This window comes from Pectobacterium polonicum (genome assembly GCF_005497185.1).
Lineage (GTDB): Bacteria > Pseudomonadota > Gammaproteobacteria > Enterobacterales > Enterobacteriaceae > Pectobacterium > Pectobacterium polonicum.
The window spans coordinates 202456-220400 of record NZ_RJTN01000005.1; the positions used below are offsets into that span (position 1 = coordinate 202456).

Genomic DNA, 17945 nt, shown 5'->3' on the forward strand with positions numbered 1-17945 from the left:
CCCTCAAATGAAATAATTTCTACGTTAGGATAGCCATCATAGGTATTGGAGAACAAAAAGGATTCGTTATGACAAACAGTCTGGCTCATCAACTCAGCAACCGTTTTTACCGTTATCTCGCCGTCACCAGCCAAAGCGATGCCAGTTCGACAACGTTACCCAGCACACCGGAACAGCATGAAATGGCACGTCTGCTGGCGGACGAGCTACGAGCACTGGGTTTGCAAGATGTCGTCATCGATGAACACGCCACCGTGACGGCCCTGAAGCCGGGCAACTGTCCGTCCGCACCGCGCATCGGTTTTATTACCCATATCGATACGGTTGACGTCGGTCTGTCGCCGCATATTCATCCGCAAACGCTGCGCTTTACCGGTGAAGACCTGTGTCTGAATGCCGAACAGGACATTTGGCTGCGCACGGCGGAACACCCGGAAATTCTGCCGTATGTTGGGCAGGACATTATTTTTAGCGACGGCACCAGCGTACTCGGCGCGGACAACAAGGCTGCCGTTACCGTGGTGATGACGCTCATGGAGAACCTGACCAACGCGACGCCGCACGGCGATATCGTGGTAGCCTTCGTGCCGGATGAAGAGATTGGGCTGCGTGGTGCGAAAGCGCTCGATCTCAAACGCTTTGATGTCGATTTCGCCTACACCATCGACTGCTGCGAGCTGGGTGAAGTGGTGTATGAGAACTTCAATGCGGCTTCCGCAGAAATTCGCTTTACCGGTGTGCCCGCGCACCCGATGTCGGCGAAAGGCGTGCTGGTTAACCCGTTGCTCATGGCACATGACTTTATCAGCCAGTTCGATCGCCAGCAGACGCCGGAGCACACGGAGGGACGCGAGGGCTATGTCTGGTTTAACGATCTGACGGCGAACGCTAATGAAGCGAAGCTCAAAGCGTCTATCCGCGATTTTGATTTAGCCACGTTTGAACAGCGGAAGCAGCAGATCGCCGCAATCGCAGAGAAGATTGGCGCGCAGTATCCGACGGGCAGCGTGACCTACACCCTCACCGATATCTACAGCAATATCAGCAACGCCATCACTGACGATCGCCGGGCTATCGACCTGCTGTTTGCCGCACTGGACACGCTGGGCATTGAACCCAAAGTGACGCCAATGCGTGGCGGCACGGACGGTGCGGCGCTGTCTGCCAAAGGGTTGCTAACGCCGAATTTCTTCACCGGTGCGCACAATTTCCACTCGCGCTTTGAATTTTTACCCGTGCCGTCGTTTGTAAAATCGTATGAAGTGGCGCTGAATTTATGCCTGCTGGCGGCGAAATAATCGCGTCCAGAAAAGAGAAAGGCGGACATCCGTCCGCCCCACCTACTTCTGCGCCAGCCGCAGCGCCGACGGCGTCAGGCCGTATTCCTTTTTGAATTGGTGGCTTAGATGGCTGGCGGAGCTGAACCCGCAGGCCAGCGCAATATCCGTGATCGACTGCGTACCTTGACGCACGAGCGCTTCAGCGCGAACCAGCCGCTGTTTCAGGACATACTGATGCGGTGCCATCCCCACGCTTTGGCGAAACATGCGCGCAAAGTGAAACTCGCTAAGCCCCGCTTCCGCCGCCAGCGCCTGTAGTGTCAGCGGCCGATCGAGATGTGCCTCAATTTGCATCTTGCTGCGCCGCAGTACTGCGGGCGCCAGCCCACCGCGCACCGTCGGCAGTTCCCACTGCAATTGGGTGTAGCCACGCAGCACCTGAATCATCAGCAGCGTCGCGGCGCTGCTAAGCACAAGCTGATTCGCCGAGTCGTCCCAGCGGTTACTTAGCAAGAACTGCCGGTACAGCGACGTAATCAGCGGATCGCTGCCAAATATCCGCTCTTCTGTACAGATCGACGCGGGGCTACGATCCCAGGTTTGCTCGGCCAGCTGCCGCAGGTGCGCATCGTCAAAATACAGGTGAACAAAATCGAGGTCGCCGCGGATATCCCAGGTCGACGAACTCTGTTTCGGCATCAGGCAGAAACGATCCGGCCCGCCGCCGTTATGCCAGCCGTCCGCTGTTTTATGATAGCTCTCATAGCCACCGGCGGTATAAAGACTGAGCGTGTGGTGTTCGGTGTTTTCCATCGTGACGCGATCGTGGCGGTTAAACCATGCAGCCAGCCGCACGCCGGAGGTTAGCTCGACGGTGTCGCGCAGCTCGGTTTTATGATGCAGCATGGTATCGAACGCTTTATAACGATGCATTGCTGCCTCCGTTTCTCACTTAACCGCAAGATTCTGTTATTCACCGCAAGGGGCTGAAAGCCCGCGACAAACGCACGCGCCATACTGCCGTCATGTTCTCATGCGGAATCACTCAATGAATACGTTACTCTATTTTTCTGTCGTCCTGATTTGGGGTACGACCTGGATCGCCATTAGCCTGCAACAGGGCGACGTCGCCGCCGAAGTGTCCGTTTTCTGGCGCTTTGCGCTGGCATCGGCCATCTTACTGACGTTTCTGGCACTGACACGCCGCCTGCGCCCGCTTTCGCCACGCGCTCACCTGCTGTGTATGGTACAGGGGCTGTGCGTATTCGGCGTCAACTTTCTCTGTTTTTACCACGCCATCGCCTGGATTTCGAGTGGATTAGAATCCATCATTTTCTCGATGGCGGTACTGTTTAACGCCTTTAACAGCCGTCTTTTCTTCGGGCAGCCGTTAACGCGCAACGTGGCGATCGCCACACCGCTCGGGCTTATCGGTATCGTCGTGCTATTCTGGCATGACCTGACGCAAATCGACGCGCAACCCTATCTGCTGTGGGGCGTGGGATTGAGCATTCTGGGTACCTACTGCTTCTCGCTCGGCAATATGATTAGCGCCCAACACCAGCGACAGGGGCGCGACGTACTGACGACCAACGGCTGGGGCATGGGATATGGGGCGCTCTGGATGGGATTGTTCAGCCTGATTCAGGGGTATAGCTTCGCCCCGGAGTACAACACCGGCTATCTGGGGTCACTGTTCTATCTGGCTATCTTTGGTTCAGTCATCGGCTTCGGTGCCTACTTCAGCCTGATCGGTCGCATCGGTGCCAGTCAGGCGGCTTACACCACGCTGCTTTTTCCGCTGGTGGCGCTGTCGATTTCGACGCTGTTTGAAGATTATCAATGGCGGCCCAACGCGCTTATCGGCCTGCTGCTGATTCTGGCAGGCAACGCAGCGATGTTCTATCGCCCACGTCGTCCCGTTGCACACCCCGCAACAGCAAAATAACGCGATAAAAAAAGGAGCCATCTGGCTCCCTTTCGCTGTTACTTGTCCGCTGGCTTACTGCGGTTTTGCGGGCGTGGTGCGCGACGCTGACCTTCACCGCCGCCCTTGCCTTTTCCGCCAGTCCCCCATGGGCTATCACTATTACCGCCCGGTTTACGCGGTTGGCGATTACCCTCGGCTGAACGGCGCTCGCCCTGGCCTTGACTACGTTCGCTGCGCTCGGACTGACCGCGCGGAGCACCCGATTGTGCACGCGGTGCTGCGTTACGCGCACCACCGCCGCCACGGTTACCCTGACGACCATTTACAATCGGTTCGGCCTTGATGGACGGATCGGGCTCGTAGCCTTCGATAGCAATGCGCGGAATTTCACGCTTCAACAGACGTTCGATGTCACGCAGCAGCTTGTGTTCATCCACACACACCAGCGACAGCGCTTCACCCGTCGCTTCTGCACGACCGGTACGGCCAATACGGTGAACGTAATCTTCCGGCACATTCGGTAACTCATAGTTCACCACGTGCGGCAGTTGGTCGATATCCAGACCACGCGCGGCGATATCCGTCGCGACCAGCACGCGAATGCTGCCGTCTTTAAAGTTCGCCAGCGCACGCGTACGCGCGCCCTGACTTTTATTACCGTGGATAGCGGCGGCAGTAATACCGTCTTTCTCCAACAGTTCAGCCAGATGGTTAGCGCCATGTTTGGTGCGGGTAAAGACCAGCACCTGCTGCCAGTTATTTTCACCAATCAGCTGTGACAGCAGTTCACGCTTGCGGCGCTTATCGACAAAATGTACGTGCTGCGTAACCAGCTCAGACGGCGTATTACGACGCACAACTTCAACTGAGGCTGGGTTAGTCAGCAGTTTGTTCGCCAGCGCTTTGATCTCATCCGAGAAAGTCGCGGAGAATAGCAGGTTTTGACGTTTAGTCGGCAGCTTCGCCAGTACACGGCGAATATCGTGAATGAAGCCCATATCCAGCATACGGTCCGCTTCATCCAGCACCAGAATTTCAATCTGTGACAGGTCAACGGCGTTCTGGTGTTCCAGATCGAGCAGACGTCCCGGCGTCGCCACCAGAATATCCACGCCGCCGCGCAGCTTCATCATCTGCGGGTTAATGCTCACGCCGCCAAACACGACCAGTGAGCGCAGGCGTAAATATTTGCTGTACGCCTTCACGTTCTCATCAATCTGTGCCGCCAGTTCGCGAGTTGGCGTCAGGATCAGCGCCCGTACTGGACGACGTCCTTTCCCTTTATTCTGCGCTTCGCGGCTAGTGAGCAGTTGCAAGAGTGGCAGCGTAAAACCTGCCGTTTTACCCGTACCCGTTTGGGCGCTGGCCATTAAATCGCGCCCTTCCAGCACGACAGGGATCGCCTGACGCTGAACGGGGGTAGGATCGCGATAACCCTGCTCTTCAATCGCGCGCAGAATATCGGCACTCAGGCCGAGAGAATCAAATGACATAAAAAGAACAACTCCAGATCCGCTCTGACCGGACAGTAGCCGGTGTAGTTTTCAGAGGGTCAATAAGACGGGTTTGCTGAGCCACTATATACGTAACAACTCACGTAACAATCTACGTAAACAACGACATACGCAATAACCACGATGAACGAGCACAACTACGGTGCATGACTGCCGACGATTGTAGCAGAGATTCTGACCACTAAGGGATTTTTATCTGCGTCAGCCCGTTTTTCTGGCAGGGCGCAATAAGGGGCAGTTATTGCAATATTCCTGCGGCTGCGATGCCTTGTAATAAAAACAGCAGGTGCGGCGAAAGCGTACGCTGCGAAAGTTCACCGAACTCCCCACCGCAGGAACTCGCGTTTTCGCCCGAAAGAACGGCCTTAGCGGATTATCATCACAGCCAAAACGTTCGCCGGGCGCGGCCAGCAAAGCGTCGAAATCTTGCTGCACCTGTTGTGCCAACGTCATTCCTAGTGAACACTCCGCTGCCGGATCGTCCCATTCAATGCGCTGTTCGTATAACGAAAACACCCGCACCGCGACGTTTTCCCACAGGATGCGCAGCGGCGCGCCTGACACCGCAGACAGCGTATGTAAGATCGGCGATAGATGTTGAGCAAACAGCGTGTCGAACAGGCTATCACGCCACGCCTCTCGCCGCCCTGCTTCTGGTTGAGACACAGTGAGATCGTAAAGCGGCATGGTCGATGTCCACAGGCGGCTGTGTCCGAATTCCAGCACGCTGTTATCCAGCGTCATGTTCAGCCCTTTGTTATACACCGACATCGCATACAGGCTGGCGGCCGTGGTTAAGAACCCGATCCGCTTCGCCAGCAGTGACGCGGTAATCTTGATCGATGGCGACAGCAACGGTGGTGTCAGGGTGTTCAGCAGCCAATGGCAATAGTCTGGTTCCAGCATCTTACGGCTTGGGCAGCTGTCAGAACCGACCCGCAGCGAGGCATCCGTGAGTTGCAGCGTGCCAGAGAGCATCGCCCACTGCGGTGCCGTCAGGCGGTTAGCCGACATCCGTCGCAGCCTCCACCGCATCGCGCCCGAACGGAATGCACAACGGCGTGCCGAAGAACGGATCGTCAATGATGCGACAATTCAGGTTAAACACCGTTTTTACCGTAGCTTCGGTAAGAATGTCGCGCGGGTTCCCCTGTGCAAACACCGTCCGGTTATGCACGGCCACCATGTGGTGTGCGTAGCGACACGCCAGATTCAAATCATGCAGCACCATCACGATGGTTTTGTGCTGCTGAGCATTCAGTTCCCGCAACAAATCCAGCACTTCCATCTGATGCGCCAGATCGAGATAGGTCGTCGGTTCATCCAGCAGAACAATATCGGTATCCTGCGCCAGCGTCATGGCGATCCAGACGCGCTGGCGCTGCCCGCCGGATAGCGAATCTACTGCACGATCCTTTAATGCCAACACGCCAGTGCTGTGCAACGCCTGAATCACTTTTTCTTCGTCCGTTGTCGACCACTGCGTTAGCCACGACTGGTGTGGATAACGCCCCATCTTCACCAATTGATACACCGTCAGCCCTTCCGGCGCGGTCGGCGTTTGCGGAAGAATCGCCAGTGACTTCGCCACCTCAACGGTAGATTGCCGGTGGATATCCACCCCGTTGACAATAATCGTCCCATTTGTCGGTTTCAGCAGGCGGGCAAACGACTTCAACAACGTGCTCTTGCCGCAGCCGTTACTGCCCACCAGCACCGAAATTTTCCGGGCTGGCAGTGTGATATCCAACGCATCAATCACAACCTGTTTTTCGTAACTCAGCGTCAGCGACTGGCTGACAATCGCTTCGCCGTGAGTTGGATATACGTGTGTTGGCGGCACATTCTCTCGCATCATCTTGCAATCTCAGTAACGTTGCCGAAGCAATAAATAGATAAAGAAAGGCGTTCCGAGCACGGAGATAAAAATACCAGCAGGCAGATCCAACGGCAGGAACGCGGTACGGCCAATCAAATCGGCCACCATCACCAATAAACCGCCCGTCAGCGCTGACGCCAGCGCCAGTCCGGGGAATGAACGGCTCGCCAACTTTTTTGCAATGTGCGGGGCCAGCAGCCCGACAAACGCCATCGCGCCCGCATAGGCAATAGCCGCCCCTGCCAGCGCGACGCTCAGCGTCAACAGCGCAAGCCGGATACGACCGACCGACTGGCCGACGCCGCAGGCCAACGCATCGTCCAACTCATGCACGTTAACGTGTCGCGCCAGCCCCACTAAAAACGGTGCACCGAGTAACAACCAGCCCGCCAGCGCCGATACCTGCTGCCACTGTGCGCCATAAATACTGCCCGTCAGCCACACATAGGCTGTCAACGTCGTTCCAATTGGGCTAAACACCAGCATCATGGTGACCGCCGCGCCCATGATGGCGGACAGTCCAACGCCGACCAGCACCAAGCGCAGTGGCGATGCGCCTTGTTTCCAGGCCAGCAGGTAAATGGCAATCGCGGTAATCCACGCCCCACCCATCGCAGCGAGCGGGAGCCAACGCTGGCCTATCGCCGTCGCCAGAAACGAGAGAAAGAATACCGCTGCTGCTGATGCGCCGCTGGTAATCCCCAGAATATCCGGCGAGGCCAGCGGATTACGCACAATGCTTTGCAGAATCAAACCGGATATCGCCAGCGCGCCGCCCACCAACAGCGCCAACAGCGCACGCGGCAACCGCAGGTCGTTGACGATAAAATGCACGCCGCTGTCTGCTTTTCCCAGCAGCGCCAACATCACCTGCGCGGGCGACAGCACTACCTCGCCCAACGACAGCGAGAGGAACACGACGGCTAACAGCACCAGCAGGAGCAAGAGCGCCACCACAGACGTGCGGCGCTCAATCTGGCGCGATGCCATTCCCACGCGCACGGTATATACCTTACCCATACCGCATTCCCCTTCTCGCCAGATAAATGAAGAAGGGTGCCCCCAGCAGCGCGGTCATTGCCCCAACTGGCACTTCCTGCGGCACGATCAGCAGACGCGAGGCGACATCAGCCAGCAGCAACAGCGTGGCACCGAAAATCGCGCAGCCGGGCAGCAGCCAGCGATGATCGGCAGACAGTAAACGGCGCGCAATATGCGGCACGATCAACCCGACAAAACCGATATTTCCGGCTATCGCCACCGCGCCACCCGCCAGCCCGATCACGCACAGCCCGGACAGCGCACGCATCAGCGCGGTTCGCTGCCCCAGCCCTTTGGCGATCTCGTCGCCTGCCACCAGAATATTCAGGTGACGCGCCAGCAGCAGCGCGAGCAATAGCGCGATAACAAAGTACGGCAGCAGCGGTAACAGCATTGACAGACTGCGGCCGGACACCGACCCGGCCAGCCAGAACAGCATGCTGTCCAGCCCGTCCTGATTGATCACCAGCAGCGCCTGCGTAAACGAAATAAACAGTGCGCTAATGGCGGCTCCGGCCAGCACAATGCGTAAGTGGCTCGAGCGAGCGTTGCCCAGCGTTCCCAGCACATACACCATGACGCCAGCAACGGCCGCGCCCAGATAGGCCGTCCACGCCAGCGCTGTCTGCGAGGAAAAGGCAAATAGCGAAGACAGCAGGACGATGGCAAACATGGCTCCCGCATTAATGCCAAATATCCCCGGCGAGGCCAGCGGGTTGCGCGTCAGCGCCTGCATTAGCGCGCCGGCAACGGCAAGGCTGGCACCGACAACGATGGCAATCACCGTCCGCGACAGGCGGGTCGTCAGCACCAGAATGTGATCGATCTGCTGCGGATCGTAATGGAATAGCGCGTTGAACACGGCGCTAAATGAAATAGTGGTTTGCCCCAGCATCAGGCTGGCGACGATACTTAGCAGCAGCAATACGACACCCACTGCCGTCACGATGCTCTGTCTCATCGCGTAGGAGTCTCCTCTGCGATATCGCTTTTTTTACCCGCAGTCTCAGCTTTGCCAGCAAACTGCCGTTCGATATCATCCAGCATATGATTCGCGCCCAAAATACCGCCAGACAGGCTCCAGGCTACGTTATCTACCGGATAAACCTGTTGCTGCTGAGGCGCACGAAGCCGCTGCCAGAGCGGATGAGCCTGCCAGTCGCGGTAGTTCTGCGCTACCGCGGGCTTGTCTGACCGCAGCAACACAAAGAACAAATCGGCATCCACTACCGGAATGCTCTCTTTGCTGGTGAGTTTTTGCATCACGCCTGACGTGTAGCTTTCCGGCCGCGACCAGACAAAACCGATTTCCGACAGCACCGATCCAGCAAAACTGGCGGGCAGATAGGTACGCAGGTGATCTTCACGGAATTCAAGAATAGACACGCTGAGCGGCCAGCGTTCGCCAAACCGGGCTTTCAGCCTGTCGCGCAGGGAATCCACGCGCCGATCCCAATGGGATAACATCGCGTTCGCCTTATCTTCCCGATTCAGCGCTACCCCCATCATCTGCACCGTTTCTTTAAATTCAGACACCTTGTCCAACGCAATCGTCGGCGCGATCTGCGACAGGAGGCCGTAGATTTTCTCATGCCGAAACGTAGACGCTACGATGAGGTCAGGTTTGAGTAGCGCGATGGTTTCCAGACTGGGCTGCGTTTCCAACCCGACCAGCGTCACGCCCTGCAAAGCGGGGCGAAGGTAGCGATAAATCGGCTTCTCCGTCCACGACTCCACCACGCCAATCGGTTTGACTCCCAGCGCTACAGCAGAGTCCGTCGCGCCCTGAAACAGCGTCACGATACGCAGCGGCGTCCCTGTTACCGTGGTCACGCCCAGCGCATGCCGAATCTGACGCGGTGATTCCGCCGCCTGCGCCAACGTCACCAGTAAAAAAGACAACAACACGGCCAGCGCAAAACGCGGTCGTGTTGCTGAATTGAAGACGGAGTTAAATCGGTTGAGCTTAGAAATCAATCGAATAACCCAGCGTCATCGTGCGGCCGCGCCCAGAGAAATAGCGCGTATCGTTAACAAGCCCCGCCTGCGAATAGTAGGTGATGTACTGTTTATCCAGCAGGTTAGCCACCGCAACGTTGAGGCGACCATATGGCAGCTTGTAACCCACCGCCGCATCCATCAACAGGTAACCGTCAAACGCCATGCCTGCATCGTCAAAGCTGCGGCCAAAGGCATAATTTGCCTGCACGAACGAGCTCCATTTATCGTTCCAGTTCGCCGACCAACTGGTGATCAGACGATCCGGCGCGATATCCAGACCATTGAATTTTTTATCCACTTTACCATCACCGTCGTTGTCATACTTCCCTTCACTGTGCGCGTAGGAGGCATTAACTTTATGCTGCTCGTTGATCTGATAACCAGCACTCACTTCCACACCACGAATCTGCGTACGCTGACGATCGGACAAAAATACACCACCGCTCTCTCTAACACGCTCACCCAGCTTCGATTTGGACTCATAGTAGCTAGCTTCAAGATCAAACTTATCCCGTTTAAAACGGAACCCCGTCTCTACGTTATCCGTCACAATCGGCTTAAAACCGTCAAAATTTTTCAGGCTGACACCCGTGCGGTTGATGGAACGCAGCGCGCGACCCACGTCCGGCATTCCAAACCCTTCCGAGTAGTTAGCAAACAGACTGAGTGAATTCGTCGCGGCATAGACGATACCGGCGTTATACAGCGTTTCATTAAATTTCGGACTACCGCCTTGTACCGTAACGCTGTTGTTAGACGCCAGTGTTTGATAATCGTTGACTTGGAGTTTAGCAATTTCATGGCGTACGCCCGCGTGTAGCGTAACGTTATCCAGCAGTTGATATTCGCCCTGAATAAACGGCGAATAGTTGGTGTATTCCATCTCCGGCACATAGGTACGCTTAGTCAGGTAGAGATCCTGCTTGCCCTTATCGTACAGCGTATCGAAACCCACCGTCACTTTCAGCGTGTCGTCCAGCAGGTCATCTTTGGTCAGCGCCAGCTTGGTACCATATTTATTGGCAACCGATCGGGATTGTTCATAAAGCGTACCCCGGGGGGCAATCGCTGGATCTTGGAAAGTATTTGAAATCGTTGCGCCAAACAGCGCTTCATAGCGTTGATTAAACACCAGTGCGGACAGCTTCATCCCCGCCAAATCGTGGTGTTCATACGTTAAGCCCGTTGTCCAAATGCTGTTATTCGGTGCCTCACCCGGCGGCGTACCGCGTACCGACGTGGTAGGAATACCGAGCCTGCGCACGCCATCGACGCTGAGGTAGTTATTTTCACCTTTGATGTGATAGCGATTGACGCTCAGTTGAACGCGCTGATAGTCATCCAGCCAGTACCCGACTTTCGCTAACAGGTCGTAAGCGCGGGAGTCCATGGTATCGCCCTGGGTATTATCCACACCGACGGGACGATTGTTGCCGTCCAGATACAGCCCCTGATTCTCATAGCCAATCGAGAACAGGTAATCGAGATAGTCTTCACGCCCATCAACCCGATAGGTGGTTTTATAGCTGGCGGTTTCACCGCGAATCTTCTCGGTTGGGACTGTTGTTTGCACGTTGACGTGCTGATTAAACGAACCATTTTCCGGTCGACGGGTGATGATATTGATCACCCCACCCGTTGCCCCCATCCCGTTAGTCGCATTGGCACCATGAATCACTTCAATACGTTCGACCATCGAGTAGTCGACGGTATGCATCTCACGTCCGGTGGGGCGCAAAGGATTGGATTGCGGAATGCCGTCGATCATCACCAACGCCGCACGGCCGCGGAAAGTTTCACCGCTGCCGCTCATTTTCTGCCGGCTGGGGGAGAACGAAGGCAGCAGATTGCTCAGAATTTGCGACGAGTCAGAGGTGACCTGCATCTGCTGCTCGATTTGCTCCTTAGTAATGACGGTGACCACCTGCGGCGCTTTCTGCTGCTGGATATTCGAGCGTGAGGCGGTAATCACCATCTCATCGCCGCTCGCCTCATCCTTTTTGGTCGTGTCATCCTGTGCATACGCCGGAGCAATCAGCACGCATGGCATCAATGCGAGTAAAGTGCGCATCTGGTTCACTGTCCTTCCCCTTTGGTTAAGTATCCAACCGTCAATAAAAGCCATTACCGGTGACGGGTGGCTTATCTAAAAAACAGGCACCACGACACGGACAAAAAAATGCCAAAATGCTGCGCTTCACGCGAAACATCTTGGCGGGTGATGATCCGTTCAGACATTGAACACAGGGTTTCTCACCTCTGTACGCCGCGTCAGTGCTACCAGATCACTCTATAATTGCTAATAATAATTATTATCATTTAATGAAATGAATTACAATATTGCTACATTTTCAATTATTTTATTTAAAATCAAAAACATAATCACAACACAAGCGGAGGTATCTGAAAGTATCGACCGGATGTGACGTATTTTTGTGAACTCGATCACTATAAATCGTCATAAACCCCTGTAACCCGTCATATGATTAATAACCTCCAGAAATAAGAGACGACCTGCCCTCTTAACGGCCTGCGGGATCGCTACCGCCGACAAGCACACCGCTGACAAACAAGGAACTATGCTTGATAAACAAGGAACTATGCGTGATGAACAAGAGAAAACTGGCGTTCGCCGCCCTCGTCCTTATCCTGCTCGGCGCGGGTTACGGCTTTTATCACCATCAGAAGCAGCAGGAAAAACCGCTCACGCTCTACGGCAATATCGATATTCGCACCGTCAATCTGGCCTTTCGCGTCGGCGGCAGACTGACAGAGTTGAACGTAGATGAAGGCGATGCCGTACAGGCCGGCCAGCCGCTGGCAACGCTCGATGCCGCGCCTTACCTGAATGCACAACATCAGGCGCAGGCAAATCTCGCCAGTGCGCAGGCACAGCTTCAGCTTGCGCAGGAAGGCTACCGGCAGGAAGAGATCGCGCAGGTGCGATCTCAGGTCGTCCAGAGTCAGGCTGCCTATGATTACGCCAACAGCTTCTACCAGCGCCAGCAAGGGCTGTGGGACAAACGCGCCATTTCCGCCAACATGCTGGACGACGCCAAAACAGCACGTAATCAGGCGCTTGCGACACTACAGGCAGCGAAAGACAAATTAACCCAGTTTGAGCGCGGTAATCGGCCACAGGAAATCGCCGCGGCACAGGCGACGGTAGCACTGGCCGAAGCCGGACTGGCGCAGGCGGAATTGGATAGGCAGGACACGGAACTGCTGGCTCCTTCTCCCGGCGTGATCCTCACTCGCGCCGCCGAAAAAGGCAGTATGCTGGCATCGGGCAGTACCGTTTTCACCCTATCCCTCACTCGCCCGATTTGGGTTCGCGCCTATGTGAGCGAGAAAGATCTCGGTCGCGTTGTGCCCGGTAGCCAAATGCTGATTTACACCGATGGCCGTCCAAACCAGCCTTACCATGGCAAAATCGGCTTTGTCTCGCCAAGCGCCGAATTCACGCCGAAAAGCGTCGAAACCGAAGATCTCCGCACCGATCTGGTTTACCGACTGCGCATCGTGGTTAACGATCCCGATGACGGCTTACGACAAGGGATGCCGGTCACGCTGCGTTTTGAAGGCGTGCGTGATGAAGAGGTCAATCGCGCTATCGAGCCCGTTCGCCATGACTGACGCTCCCACACATATTTCGCTGAACGGACTGGAAAAACGCTTTGCCGGACAGGAAAAGCCCGCGCTTGCCAGCCTCACCGCTGAAATATACAGCGGTGCCGTGACCGGGCTGGTTGGCCCCGACGGCGCGGGGAAAACCACCCTGCTGCGTATGCTGGCGGGATTGCTAACCCCCAGTCACGGCACGTTACGCGTCGCCAACCTTGACCCCATCAACGAGGATCGTCAGCTCCATGCCATTTTGGGCTATATGCCGCAAAAATTCGGCCTGTATGAAGATCTGACGGTGATGGAAAACCTGACGCTGTATGCCGATTTACGCGGTATCACCGGCGATGTGCGCAAAGAAGCCTTTGACCGTTTGCTGTCGTTTACCGACCTGACCCGCTTTACCGACAGGCTGGCAGGCAAACTGTCTGGCGGTATGAAACAAAAGCTAGGGCTGGCCTGTACACTGTTGGGGCAGCCTAAGGTGCTTCTGCTGGATGAACCAGGTGTAGGCGTCGACCCCATCTCTCGCCGTGAGCTGTGGCACATGGTGCATGAGCTGGCTGACGATGGCATGTTGATCTTGTGGAGTACGTCTTACCTCGATGAGGCGGAGCAGTGTCGGGATGTGCTGCTGCTAAACGAAGGCGAACTGCTGTATCGCGGTGCGCCACGCGATCTGACCGCACGCATGGCCGGACGCTGTATTTTGATTGATACCGGCGATCGCCGACATCGGGATGTATTACAGGAAGCACTGCGCCTGCCACAGGTCAGCGACGGCGTGATTCAGGGGCAGTACGTCAGGTTGATGCTGAAGCCCGACGCGGATCGGGCATCGTTGCTCTCCGCCTTGCATCTGGAGGCTGGCAGCCTGCACGACACCGATCCACGCTTTGAAGATGCCTTTATCGACCTGTTGGGCGGCGGCCCGGCCAGTGACTCTTCGCTGGCGAGCATCATGCCGCAAATTGACGTCAGCGGCGGCGAAACGGTGATTGAAGCACAGGCGTTGACGAAAAAATTTGGTGATTTCGCCGCGACTGACCACGTCAGCTTTCAGGTGAAGCGAGGCGAAATCTTCGGTCTGCTCGGTCCGAACGGCGCGGGAAAATCGACCACCTTCAAGATGATGTGCGGCCTGCTGGTGCCGACTGACGGCAAGGCGCTGGTGCTCGATATGGATCTGAAAACCAGCTCAGGCAAAGCGCGCCAGCATTTAGGTTACATGGCGCAAAAATTCTCGCTCTACGGCAACCTGACCGTCGAACAGAATCTGCGATTTTTCTCCGGCGTCTATGGGCTTAAGGGCAAAGCACAGCGCGATAAAATGGCCGGAATGACCGACGCCTTCAACTTCCAGCCGATTTATCGCCAAACGCCGGATGCCCTGCCGTTGGGGTTCAAGCAGCGGCTGGCGCTGGCCTGCGCGCTGATGCACGAACCCGATATTCTGTTTCTCGACGAACCCACCTCCGGCGTCGATCCGCTCACCCGACGCGAGTTCTGGATACACATCAACGGCATGGTCAATCGCGGCGTCACCGTCATGGTCACTACCCATTTCATGGACGAAGCCGAATACTGTGACCGCATCGGGCTGGTGTATCGCGGCAAACTGATCGCCAGCGGCACGCCGGATGAACTGAAGCATCAGGCGGCCAGCACACAGACGCCCTCACCGACCATGGAAGAAGCGTTTATCGCGCTGATCCAGGCCTACGACGGGGAGGCGAAACATGGTTGAAAAAAATAAGGTTGAGCAGGATAAAACCAGCCAGCGCGGTAGCACGCATTTTTCTGCACGCCGCCTGCGCGCGCTGTGTCTGAAAGAGACGCGCCAAATCCTGCGCGACCCCAGCAGCGGGTTGATTGCGTTCGTGATCCCGCTGCTACTGCTGTTTATTTTTGGCTATGGCATCAATCTCGATTCTAGCCGCCTGCACGTTGGTATTCTGCTGGAACAACAGAGCGAAGACGCGCGCGATCTGGCGAATACGTTTGCGGCCTCGCCGTTTATTTCGCCGACCATCAGCAATAACCGCCAGCAGTTAATTCAACAAATGCAGGCCGGCAGCATTCGCGGCCTGATTGTCATCCCTACCGATTTTGCCGAACGGCTGGCACGACCGGGCGATCGTGCGCCAATTCAGGTCATTACCGACGGCAGTGAACCCAACACGGCAAACTTCGTTCAGGGGTACGCTGAAGGGATCTGGCTACTGTGGCAACAGCAGCGGGCGGAAGATCGCGGTTATATCTTTGAGCAGCTTATCGAGGTGCAATCGCGCTACTGGTTTAATCCAGCCGCCATCAGCCAGCATTTCATCATTCCCGGTGCGATTACCATCATCATGACGGTGATTGGCGCGATCCTTACCTCGCTGGTGATTGCCCGCGAGTGGGAACGCGGGACGATGGAAGCGCTACTCTCCACGCAGGTCACCCGCGCCGAGCTGCTGCTGTCCAAGCTCATCCCCTACTATTTCCTCGGCATGATAGCCATGGCGCTGTGCATTCTGGTCTCCACCTTCATCATGCAGGTGCCCTATCGCGGTTCACTGATTTTGCTGTTTATTATCAGCAGCCTGTTTCTTGCCAGCACGCTGGGCATGGGGTTGCTGATTTCCACCCTCACCCGCAACCAGTTCAACGCCGCCATGGTCGCGCTGAATGCCGCATTTCTCCCTGCCATCATGCTGTCCGGCTTTATTTTTGAAATCGACAGCATGCCGGAGTTTGTCCGCGGCGTATCGTACCTCATTCCGGCGCGCTATTTTGTCAGCACGCTGCAAACGCTGTTTCTCGCGGGGAATATCGGTACGGTGCTGATGACGAACCTACTGTTTCTCATTCTCTCCGCGATAGTCTTTATTGGCCTGACGGCCTGGCAAACCCGGCGCAGGCTGGATTAGGGAGTGACTATGCTGCATCGTCTGTGGACGTTGATTATCAAGGAACTGCAATCGCTGCTGCGCGATCCACAAACGCGCTCCATTCTGGTGCTGCCCGTTATCCTTCAGGTTTCCCTGTTTCCTTTCGCCGCGACGCTCGACGTAACCAATGCAACCATTGCGATTTACAGCGAAGATAGTGGCCCTCATGCGATAGAACTGACGCAGCGCTTTGCCAAGGCAAAATCCTTTTCTCACGTGCTGATGCTGCATAGTCCACAGGACGTTGCGCCGACGCTGGATAATCAGCATGCACTTCTTATCCTGCGCTTCCCGCCGCAGTTTTCGCGCGATATCGCCAGCGGGAACAGCGCATCGCTTCAACTGATTCTGGACGGCAGACGCTCCAACAGCGCCCAGATCGCCGCCAACGATGTGCAGCACATCGTGCGTGATTATCAGTTGGAATTACTGGCGACCAGATCGGCTCAAAGCGCTCCCAATCAGAGCAATGTATTTCATAACAACAGCGAACTGGTGGTACGCCACTGGTATAACCCGAATCTGGACTACAAATGGTTTGTGGTTCCATCGCTGATTGCCATGATCGCTACTATCGGCGTGCTGATTGTTACGGCACTATCGGTGGCACGTGAGCGGGAACAAGGCACGCTGGAACAGCTGCTGGTTTCGCCGCTCTCTACTAGCCAGATATTCATTGGCAAAGCCATCCCTGCGCTGATTGTCGCCACGTTTCAGGCCACGATCGTGCTGCTGGCGGGCATACTCATTTTCCATATCCCCTTTGCCGGATCGCTGCTGCTGTTTTACACCACGATGCTGATCTATGGATTGTCGCTGGTCGGCTTCGGCCTGCTGATTTCCTCGCTCTGTTCAACGCAGCAACAGGCGTTTATCGGCGTGTTCGTCTTCCTGATGCCCGCGATTCTGCTTTCCGGCTATGTCTCACCGGTTGAGAACATGCCGATCTGGTTGCAGCACATCACCTGGGTTAACCCGATTCGTCACTTCACCGACATCACCAAGCAGATTTACCTCAAGGATGCGGACTTCAGCATTATCTGGGGCAGCTTATGGCCGCTGTTCATCATCACGCTGACCACCGGCTCGGCAGCCTACGCCATTTTTAGGCGGAATATTGCTTAAACATACGCGCGCTATTAATGCATAATTGATAATATATTAATTATAATATAATTTTTATATATTGATGCTTAAAATATGAATTGGACATAAAAACAACAGCCAAATTAAGATAATAAGAAATATAATTCAGGGAAAGGTTATGAATATTCTTATTAGGATTTCCTTCATACTAATTATTTCAATATTACCTCAGGCTTATGCAAACCAATGTGGCAGTCAAGGCGGAGGATCATGCGCGGAGGGTTTATGTTGTAGCCAATACGGATATTGCGGAAATGGAAAAGATTACTGTGGGGAAGGATGCCAATCGGGAAAATGTGATGATAAAGATAAAATTAATCCCGTGGTTTGCCGAGCCGCATGCGCGACAGCAGGAGCTGGTTTTTGTGCCGGCGTTGCAGTATCTTGCGCCGCCGGCAGTGTGGTTAGTGTTGGCACAGTAACAATCCCTTGTTCAGCGCTGGTAATTAGTAGTTGTGCTGCATCTGGCGGTGGAGTATCAGTGTGTAATGATCTTATATGTAACTGATAAAATAGAACTGAAATAGCCAGGAGACCAAATGAATAATAAAACATATTTTTACAAATGGATAATATTCGCCTTAGTGTTATTTA

15 protein-coding genes are annotated in these 17945 nt (G+C 55.3%); 7 read left to right on the top strand and 8 right to left on the bottom strand.

All coding sequences use genetic code 11. The features are described from left to right. Nucleotides 1–68 precede the first annotated feature (68 nt). On the top strand, nucleotides 69–1298 hold the full coding sequence (gene pepT, locus EDI29_RS08600) for a peptidase T (RefSeq protein WP_137740560.1): 1230 nt from the start codon (nucleotides 69–71) through the stop codon (nucleotides 1296–1298). A 42-nt stretch (nucleotides 1299–1340) separates the two neighbouring features. On the opposite strand, the gene EDI29_RS08605 is transcribed toward pepT, so the two are convergent. Beyond that, on the bottom strand, nucleotides 1341–2213 hold the full coding sequence (locus EDI29_RS08605; protein ID WP_137740561.1) for a helix-turn-helix domain-containing protein: 873 nt from the start codon (nucleotides 2211–2213) through the stop codon (nucleotides 1341–1343). Between the two features lie 115 nt (nucleotides 2214–2328). On the opposite strand from EDI29_RS08605, the gene EDI29_RS08610 reads away from it, so the two are divergent. Continuing rightward, nucleotides 2329–3228 carry a DMT family transporter gene (locus EDI29_RS08610; RefSeq protein ID WP_137740562.1) on the top strand — a complete coding sequence of 300 codons (900 nt, stop codon included), beginning with the start codon at nucleotides 2329–2331 and terminating at the stop codon, nucleotides 3226–3228. Between the two features lie 38 nt (nucleotides 3229–3266). Here the strand turns inward: EDI29_RS08610 and rhlE are convergent, their stop codons facing one another. The 7 genes from rhlE to EDI29_RS08645 all read right to left on the bottom strand — a co-directional run bounded on the left by rhlE (nucleotide 3267) and on the right by EDI29_RS08645 (nucleotide 11716). Next, a complete protein-coding gene (gene rhlE / locus EDI29_RS08615) occupies nucleotides 3267–4703 on the bottom strand; it encodes an ATP-dependent RNA helicase RhlE (RefSeq protein WP_137740563.1) in 1437 nt (478 codons plus the stop codon). Between the two features lie 222 nt (nucleotides 4704–4925). Then, a complete protein-coding gene (locus EDI29_RS08620) occupies nucleotides 4926–5738 on the bottom strand; it encodes an IucA/IucC family C-terminal-domain containing protein (protein WP_137740564.1) in 813 nt (270 codons plus the stop codon). After that, nucleotides 5728–6579 (bottom strand): ABC transporter ATP-binding protein, encoded by an 852-nt coding sequence (locus EDI29_RS08625; RefSeq protein WP_137740581.1) that lies wholly within the window; start codon nucleotides 6577–6579, stop codon nucleotides 5728–5730. Before EDI29_RS08625 ends, EDI29_RS08620 begins: the two co-directional genes overlap by 11 nt. Before the next feature lie 12 nt (nucleotides 6580–6591). After that, nucleotides 6592–7623: a FecCD family ABC transporter permease gene (locus EDI29_RS08630; protein ID WP_137740565.1), complete on the bottom strand. Its 1032-nt coding sequence runs from the start codon at nucleotides 7621–7623 to the stop codon at nucleotides 6592–6594. After that, nucleotides 7616–8605: a FecCD family ABC transporter permease gene (locus EDI29_RS08635; protein WP_137740566.1), complete on the bottom strand. Its 990-nt coding sequence runs from the start codon at nucleotides 8603–8605 to the stop codon at nucleotides 7616–7618. The genes EDI29_RS08630 and EDI29_RS08635 overlap by 8 nt, the downstream gene beginning before the upstream one ends. Next, nucleotides 8602–9621 carry an ABC transporter substrate-binding protein gene (locus tag EDI29_RS08640; protein WP_137740567.1) on the bottom strand — a complete coding sequence of 340 codons (1020 nt, stop codon included), beginning with the start codon at nucleotides 9619–9621 and terminating at the stop codon, nucleotides 8602–8604. The genes EDI29_RS08635 and EDI29_RS08640 overlap by 4 nt, the downstream gene beginning before the upstream one ends. Next, entirely contained in the window at nucleotides 9611–11716 is a 2106-nt protein-coding gene (locus EDI29_RS08645; protein ID WP_137740568.1) for a TonB-dependent receptor, read from the bottom strand. The genes EDI29_RS08640 and EDI29_RS08645 overlap by 11 nt, the downstream gene beginning before the upstream one ends. 536 nt (nucleotides 11717–12252) lie before the next feature. Between EDI29_RS08645 and hlyD the strand changes: the two genes are divergently transcribed. The 5 genes from hlyD to EDI29_RS22730 all read left to right on the top strand — a co-directional run bounded on the left by hlyD (nucleotide 12253) and on the right by EDI29_RS22730 (nucleotide 17773). Then, complete coding sequence (gene hlyD / locus EDI29_RS08650; protein WP_137740569.1) at nucleotides 12253–13281, top strand: secretion protein HlyD; 1029 nt, start codon at nucleotides 12253–12255, stop codon at nucleotides 13279–13281. Beyond that, on the top strand, nucleotides 13274–15016 hold the full coding sequence (locus EDI29_RS08655; protein WP_137740582.1) for an ATP-binding cassette domain-containing protein: 1743 nt from the start codon (nucleotides 13274–13276) through the stop codon (nucleotides 15014–15016). Before hlyD ends, EDI29_RS08655 begins: the two co-directional genes overlap by 8 nt. Continuing rightward, nucleotides 15009–16184: an ABC transporter permease gene (locus EDI29_RS08660; protein WP_137740570.1), complete on the top strand. Its 1176-nt coding sequence runs from the start codon at nucleotides 15009–15011 to the stop codon at nucleotides 16182–16184. The genes EDI29_RS08655 and EDI29_RS08660 overlap by 8 nt, the downstream gene beginning before the upstream one ends. Nucleotides 16185–16193: 9 nt before the next feature. Beyond that, nucleotides 16194–17330, top strand: a complete 1137-nt coding sequence (locus EDI29_RS08665) for an ABC transporter permease (protein ID WP_137740571.1) — start codon at nucleotides 16194–16196, stop codon at nucleotides 17328–17330. Between the two features lie 275 nt (nucleotides 17331–17605). Then, nucleotides 17606–17773, top strand: coding sequence for a hypothetical protein (locus EDI29_RS22730; protein WP_167494493.1), 168 nt, complete (start codon nucleotides 17606–17608; stop codon nucleotides 17771–17773). The last annotated feature ends 172 nt before the right edge of the window (nucleotides 17774–17945 follow it).